Genomic DNA, 6,766 nt, shown 5'->3' with positions numbered 1-6,766 from the left:
GACGGCGAGGCCGGCCGCCTGGGTGCGGCTCAGGCGCTCGTCGAGGACGACGCGGGCCAGCAGCACGGTGCCGGCCGGGTAGAGCGCGGCGAGGGCGGCGACCACCGACAGGAGGCCGGCCCGGCTGGCGGCGAGGAACAGCGCGTTGGCGGCGATGTCCAGCACGCCGGACAGGGCGACGAGGGGGCGGTCGGGCCGGGCGGCGAGCGGCGACCGGCGGGTGGCGGCGGCCAGCACGAGCAGGATGACGAGCGACGTCGGCCGGGACACGGCGACCGGCCACAGGCCGGCGTCGTCGCCGGTCTCGGACAGCAGCACGAACCCCGTCCCGAACCCGGCGCCGGCGCCGGCGGCGAGCAGCAGCTCGGTCCTCGGGGACGCAGCCGGCGGGCGCCCGGCGACGGTCTCGTCGCCGCCCGCCTCCGACGAGCCGGCGACGAGCACGACGGCCACGACGGCCAGCACCACGCCGAGCGCGGCAGGGGCGGCGGGGCGCTCCCCGGCGGCGACGACCCCCCAGGCGACGGGCAGGACGGCCGACCCGACGGCGGTGACCGGGGCGACCACGCTCATCCGCCCGACGGACAGGCCCCGGTAGAGGAACCCGACCGCCACGCAGCCGACCACGCCGACGCCGGCCCCGAGGAGGAGGTCGCGCCGGGTCGGGTCGGCGTCGGGGAGCACGGCGAGGACGACCGCCAGCAGGGTGATCCCGGCCGCCTGGGACGTCGCCATCACGGCGAGCACCGGGGACCGCCGCGAGGTCAGGCCGCCGAGGAAGTCGGCCGACCCGTACGCGGCCGCGACGGCGAGCCCGAGCAGGATGGCCACCGCCGGACGCTACCGGCGGGGCCGGTTCGCCCAGGCGGTCGGCGACGGCCGACGGGGCGGCCTTCCGGGCCGGGCCGGCTGCAGGATCGGGCGATCCTCCGGGCAGACTCGGACGTGCCGACCGTGGGTAGGACGAGTCACCGTCCGTGGGCGGCGTGACAGTGCCGCGCTCGGGCAACTACAGTGCGTGGTCGATAGGAGCCGGCTGGCGACCGGCCGTGGAGGGAGGTCGAGGTTCACATGCTGGCCCGTGAGGCCGCGGCGCCGACCCCGGCGCCCGTCGCACCACCCCTGCCGTCGGACCAGGACGCCAGCGGGCGCAGCTTCGGTCCCGAAGAGCTGGCCCTCGTGGCCGAGGTGCTGGACAGCGGCACGCTCACCAGCACCAAGGGCACGATGGTGCGCCGGTTCGAGGACGCCGTGGCCGGGCTGCTCGGCCTGCCGGCGGCGGTCGCCGCCGCGTCGGGCACGGCCGCCGTGCACGCCGCCGTCGCCGCCCTCGACCCCGAGCCCGGCGACGAGGTCGTCACCACCCCGATCACCGACATGGGCGCCCTCGCCCCGCTGCTCTACCAGGGCGCGATCCCGGTGTTCGCCGACGTCGACCCGGCCACCGGGAACGTCACCGCCGAGTCGGTGGCCGACCGGCTGTCGGACCGGACCAGGGCCGTCGTCGTCACCCACCTGTTCGGCAACCCGGCGCCGGTCGACGAGATCGCCGCCGTGGCGGCCGGGCACGGCGTGCCGGTCGTCGAGGACTGCGCCCAGGCCTGGCTGGCCCGCCGCCAGGGCCGCCTGGTGGGCACGTTCGGCCTGGCCGCCTGCTTCAGCCTCCAGCAGGGCAAGCACGTCACCTGCGGCGAGGGCGGCGTGGTCGCCACGTCCGACGAGGCGCTCGCCGACCGGGCCCGCCGGTGGGTCAACAAGGCCTGGGGCTACGGCGACGAGCACCCCGACCACACCTTCCTCGCCCTGAACGGCCGGCTGACCGAGCTCCAGGGGGCGGTCGCCCTCGCCCAGCTCGACCGGCTGGAGGCCGGGGTGGCCAACCGGATCGCGATGGCCGACCTGCTCACCGAGCAGCTGGCCGGGCTGGAGGGCCTCGAGCCGCCGACGGTGGCCCCCGGCGACACCCACTCGTACTGGCGCTACGCCGTGATGGTCGACCCCGAGGTCGTCCCCGGCGGCGCGCCCGCCCTCGGCGCCGCCCTGCGGGCCTGGGGGGTGCCGTCGGCGCCCCGCTACATCCAGAAGCCGGCCTTCCGCTGCCAGGTGTTCGCCGAGCAGCGCACGTTCGGCGACAGCCGCTGGCCGTTCACCCTGGCCCGGCCCGAGGCCGTGGACTACCGGGCCGAGCGCTTCCCCGGCACGTTCGCCGCCCTCGACCGCGTGCTCGTGCTCTCCTGGAGCGAGCGGCTGACCGAGGCGCACGTGGACCACCTGGCGACCGCCCTGCGGGCCGCCCTCGCGGAGGTGCGGGGCTGATGCCCCGCCCGCTGCGGTTCGCGCTGGTCGGCGCGGGCGCCATCGCCCAGACGTGGGCGCAGGCCTTCCGCCTGGCCGACGGGGTCGACCTCGTCGCCGTGGTCGACGTCCGCCGCGAGCTGGCCGACCTGCTGGCCGAGCAGACCGGCTCCCGGGCCTGCGGGTCCGTCGACGAGCTGCTGGCCGGCAACGGGGTCGACGCCGCCGTGGTCTGCACGCCGCCGGCCAGCCATCCCGAGGTCGCCGTGTCGCTCGTCGACCACGGCGTGGCCGTCCTGTGCGAGAAGCCGCTCGCCGTCGACCTCGTCGGCGCCCGCAAGCTGCTCGCCGCGGCCGAGGCGCAGGACGTGATCCTGACGATGGCGTCGAAGTTCCGCTTCGTGGAGGACCTCGTGCGGGCCCGCAGCCTCGTCGCCTCCGGGATCCTCGGCGAGATCGTGCAGTACCGCAACACGTTCGCCTCCCGGGTGGACATGCGCTCCCGCTGGAACGGCGACCCGGCCGTGTCCGGCGGCGGCGTGATCATCGACAACGGGACCCACTCGGTCGACATCGCCCGCTACCTCCTCGGCCCGGTCACCGAGGTGCTGGCCGTCGAGAGCCGCCGGGTGCAGGGCCTGCCCGTGGAGGACACGGCCACCCTGCTGCTGCGGACCGAGTGCGGCGCCGTCGGGACCATCGAGCTGTCGTGGGCCATCGACAAGCAGCGCGACGACTACGTGGAGGTGGACGGCACCGAGGGCGTGCTCCGGGTCGGGTGGCGGGCGTCCGCCTTCCGCCGCCACGCCAGCCCCACGTGGGTCGACTTCGGCAACGGCTACGACAAGGTCGTGGCCCACGCCCGCCAGCTCGAGAGCTTCGCCGGCGCCGTGCGGGGCGTCGGCGACCTGCTGATCACGCCGGAGGACGCGCTGGCGTCGGTGGCCGTGGTCGAGGCCGCCTACCGCTCCATGGAGTCGCGGCGCTGGGTCGCGGTCGGGTCGGTGGACCCGGCTGCGTGAGCGCCCCGTTCGTCCATCCGACGGCGATCGTGGAGGACGGGGTGGAGGTGGGCGAGGGGACGGCGGTGTGGAGCCACGTCCACCTGCGCTCGGGCGCCCGGATCGGCCGGCAGTGCATCGTCGGGGAGAAGACCTACGTCGCCGGCGGGGTCGTGGTCGGCGACCGGGTGAAGATCAACGCGCTCGCCTACCTGTGCGCCGGGGTGACGATCGAGGACGGCGTGATGGTGAGCGCCGGCGTGGTGTTCACCAACGACCGCTACCCGCGCGCCGCCACGCCGGACCTGCTGGAGCTGCGGCCGTCGGAGGCCGACGAGTCGACCCTGCCGACGATCGTGCGGCAGGGGGCGACCATCGGGGCCGGCGCCGTCGTCGGCTGCGGCATCGAGGTCGGCCGGTTCGCCATGGTCGGCATGGGGTCGGTCGTGACCCGCACGGTGCCGGAGTTCCACCTCGTGGTCGGCAACCCGGCCCGGCCGGTGGCGCTCGTCTGCCGGTGCGGCGAGCCGTGGCGGCGCTTCGCGGACGGCCGGGCGTCGGAGGGCGCGGCCGCCTGCCCGGCCTGCGAGCGGCGCTACGCGGTCGTCGACGGCGGGGTGGTCGAGCAGTGACGCACTGGGGGGTCGTCGGCGGCGGCATGCTCGGGCTCACCCTGGCCCACCGGCTGGCCCAGGCCGGCCACCGCGTGACCGTGCTCGAGGCGGCCCCGACCCTCGGCGGCCTGGCGTCGGCGTGGAGCCTCGACGGGGTGGTGTGGGACCGGCACTACCACGTCACCCTCCTTTCCGACGCCCGCCTGCGCGCCCTGCTGGCCGAGCTCGGGCTGGAGGACGAGCTGCGCTGGAAGGAGACCCGCACCGGCTGCTGGGCCGACGGCCGGCTCCACTCGGTGTCGAACACGGTCGAGTTCCTGCGCTTCCCGCCGCTGCGCATGGTCGACAAGGTCCGCCTGGGCGCCACGATCGTCTACGGGTCCCGCATCCGGGACGGCCGGCGCCTGGAGCAGGTGCCGGTGGGCGACTGGCTGGCCCGCTGGTCGGGCCGCCGCACCTACGAGCGGTTCTGGCTGCCGCTGCTGCGCTCGAAGCTCGGCGAGAACCACCGCCACGCGTCCGCGGCGTTCATCTGGGCGACCATCCAGCGGCTGTACGCGGCCCGGCGCAGCGGCCTGAAGAAGGAGCTGTTCGGGTACGTGCCCGGCGGCTACGCCCGCGTCCTCGACCGCTTCGGCGACCTGCTGGCCGGCGAGGGGGTCGAGGTCGTCACCGGCGCGAGGGCCGCCGCCGTCGAGCGCCGGGGCGACGGGGTCGAGGTCGACCTCGTCGACGGGCCCACCCGCCGCTTCGACCGGGTCGTCGTCACCGCCGCCGCGCCCCTCGCCGCCCGGCTGTGCCCGCAGCTCGGCGACGAGGAGCGCCGCCGGCTGGAGGCCGTGCGCTACCAGGGGATCGTCTGCGTGAGCCTGCTGCTGCGCCGGTCCCTCGGCCCCTACTACCTCACCTACCTGACCGACGACGACCTGCCGTTCACGGCCATCGTCGAGATGACGACCCTCGTCGACCGCGAGCAGCTGGACGGCCACTCGCTCGTCTACCTCCCGAAGTACGTCACCCCCGACGACCCGCTGCTCGACGCGCCCGACGACGAGATCGTCGAGGGCTTCCTGCCCTACCTCCGCAAGGTGCACCCCGACCTGGCCGACGAGGACGTGCGCTGCGCCAGGGTGTCGCGGGTCCGCCACGTCCTCGCCGTGTCGACCCTCGGGTACTCCGACGCCCTGCCGCCGACGACCACGTCGGTGCCGGGCCTGCACCTCGTCAACAGCGCCCACATCGTGAACGGGACCCTCAACGTCGACGAGACGGTCCGGCTGGCCGAGCGGGCAGCTGGGGAGCTGGCGGCGGCCGGGTGAGCCGCCGCCAGCGCCCGCCGGCCAGCCTCTCCCTGGACCTCGACAACGCCTGGTCGTACCTGAAGACCAGGGGCGACGACGCCTGGCGGTCGTGGCCCAGCTACCTCGACGTGGTCGTCCCCCTGGCCCTCGACCTGCTGGCCGGGCTCGACCTGCGCATCACGTTCTTCGTCGTCGGCCGGGACGCCGAGGAGCCGGCCGACGGCGCCGCGCTCCGCGCCATCGTCGCCGCCGGCCACGAGGTCGGGAACCACTCGTTCCTCCACGAGCCGTGGCTCCACCGCTACGACGACGAGCGCCTGGAGGACGAGCTGGACCGGGCCGAGGCGGCCATCGAGGCGGCCGTCGGCGTGCGGCCGACCGGCTTTCGGGGGCCGGGCTACAGCGTGTCCGAGCCGCTGCTGCGGTCCCTCGCCCGCCGGGGCTACGCCTACGACGCGTCGACCCTGCCGACCTTCGTCGGCCCCGTCGCCCGGGCCTACTACTTCCGGACCGCCCGCCTGACCGAGGAGCAGAAGGCCGAGCGGTCGGCGCTGTTCGGGGCGGCGGCCGACGGCCTGCGCCCGGTGGCGCCCTACCGCTGGGACCTGCCCGAGGGCCGGCTGCTCGAGATCCCGGTGACCACGTTCCCGGGGGCCAGGGTGCCGATGCACCTCAGCTACGTGCTCTACCTGGAGCGGGTGGGCCGGCGGGCGGCGACCGCCTACTTCTCCGCCGCCCTGGCCGCCTGCCGGGCCGCCGGCGTGGGCCCGTCGATCCTGCTCCACCCCCTCGACCTCGTCGGCGCCGACGACCTCGGCGAGGCCGGCGGCGGGCTGCGCTTCTTCCCGGGGATGGACCTCCCCGGCGAGCGCAAGCGCGACCTCGTCCGGGCCTGCCTGGCGACGATGGCCGAGCGCTTCGAGGTGCTGACCCTCGGCGGCCACGCGGCGCGGCTGGCCGGCGCCGACCTGCCCGTCGTCGCCCCCCGGTTCCGCCAGACGGCCGGGCGATGAGCCGGGCGGCCACCGCCGGCCTCGTCCTCCTGTTCCTCGCCGGCCTGCTCGTCAACGCCGTCGACCTGGCCCGCCCGGCCGACCGGTCGGCGGCCCGGCCGGGCGACCCGACCCCCCAGGTGTTCCGGGACTACCGGGACACGGCCTACTGGCCGGTCCGCGACCTCGTCGCCGGCAACAACCCCTACGACGTCCACGGCTACCTCGACCGCCGGCCCGGCCTCCAGGAGTTCGGCCTCTACCTGCCGGCCTGGCTGCTGCTCGCCCTGCCCCTCGCCGTGCTGCCCTACGACCTGGCCAAGGTCGCCTACCTCGGCGTGCTCCTCCTGCTCGCCCTCGGCTTCGGCTGGGCGCTCGTGCGGGTGTCGGGCCGGCGGGCCCCAATGCCCGTCCTGCTCGGCGTGGTCGGCGCCGTCCTGCTGTGCGCGCCCGGCCAGGCGACCCTGTACCTCGGGCAGGCCACCTTCCAGGTCATGCTCGGCGTGGTCGTCGCCGTCCACCTCGCGGCCCGGCGCCCCGGCCTCGCCGGCCTGGGCGTGGCC

The 6,766-nt window shown here is 76.0% G+C and carries 7 protein-coding genes; 6 read left to right on the top strand and 1 reads right to left on the bottom strand.

What is annotated here, in order from left to right; all coding sequences use genetic code 11:
- Positions 1 to 831, bottom strand: an 831-nt coding sequence (locus VGB14_20325) for an EamA family transporter (protein HEX9995280.1), incomplete at its 3' end; no start/stop codon positions are given.
- 240 nt (positions 832 to 1,071) lie between these two features.
- On the opposite strand from VGB14_20325, the gene VGB14_20320 reads away from it, so the two are divergent.
- From VGB14_20320 to VGB14_20295, 6 genes are all read left to right on the top strand, one after another.
- Positions 1,072 to 2,316 (top strand): DegT/DnrJ/EryC1/StrS family aminotransferase, encoded by a 1,245-nt coding sequence (locus VGB14_20320; protein ID HEX9995279.1) that lies wholly within the window; start codon positions 1,072 to 1,074, stop codon positions 2,314 to 2,316.
- On the top strand, positions 2,316 to 3,317 hold the full coding sequence (locus VGB14_20315) for a Gfo/Idh/MocA family oxidoreductase (protein HEX9995278.1): 1,002 nt from the start codon (positions 2,316 to 2,318) through the stop codon (positions 3,315 to 3,317). The genes VGB14_20320 and VGB14_20315 overlap by 1 nt, the downstream gene beginning before the upstream one ends.
- Positions 3,314 to 3,928, top strand: a complete 615-nt coding sequence (locus tag VGB14_20310; protein ID HEX9995277.1) for an acyltransferase — start codon at positions 3,314 to 3,316, stop codon at positions 3,926 to 3,928. Before VGB14_20315 ends, VGB14_20310 begins: the two co-directional genes overlap by 4 nt.
- Entirely contained in the window at positions 3,925 to 5,229 is a 1,305-nt protein-coding gene (locus VGB14_20305) for an NAD(P)/FAD-dependent oxidoreductase (GenBank protein HEX9995276.1), read from the top strand. The genes VGB14_20310 and VGB14_20305 overlap by 4 nt, the downstream gene beginning before the upstream one ends.
- Entirely contained in the window at positions 5,226 to 6,224 is a 999-nt protein-coding gene (locus VGB14_20300; protein ID HEX9995275.1) for a polysaccharide deacetylase family protein, read from the top strand. The genes VGB14_20305 and VGB14_20300 overlap by 4 nt, the downstream gene beginning before the upstream one ends.
- On the top strand, positions 6,221 to 6,766 hold a 546-nt coding region (locus VGB14_20295), incomplete at its 3' end, for a glycosyltransferase 87 family protein (protein ID HEX9995274.1). The genes VGB14_20300 and VGB14_20295, both read left to right, overlap by 4 nt.

The sequence above is a fragment of the Acidimicrobiales bacterium genome, assembly GCA_036399815.1.
In the GTDB taxonomy this organism is placed as follows: domain Bacteria; phylum Actinomycetota; class Acidimicrobiia; order Acidimicrobiales; family DASWMK01; genus DASWMK01.
The sequence above is the reverse complement of the archived record's forward strand: the minus strand, read 5'-3'. Positions and strand labels throughout refer to the sequence as shown.

Coding starts and splice junctions, on each gene's coding strand:
- VGB14_20315 (HEX9995278.1), top strand. CDS start 2,316: ATGCCCCGCCCGCTGCGGTTCGCGCTGGTCGGCGCGGGCGCCATCGCC.
- VGB14_20320 (HEX9995279.1), top strand. CDS start 1,072: ATGCTGGCCCGTGAGGCCGCGGCGCCGACCCCGGCGCCCGTCGCACCA.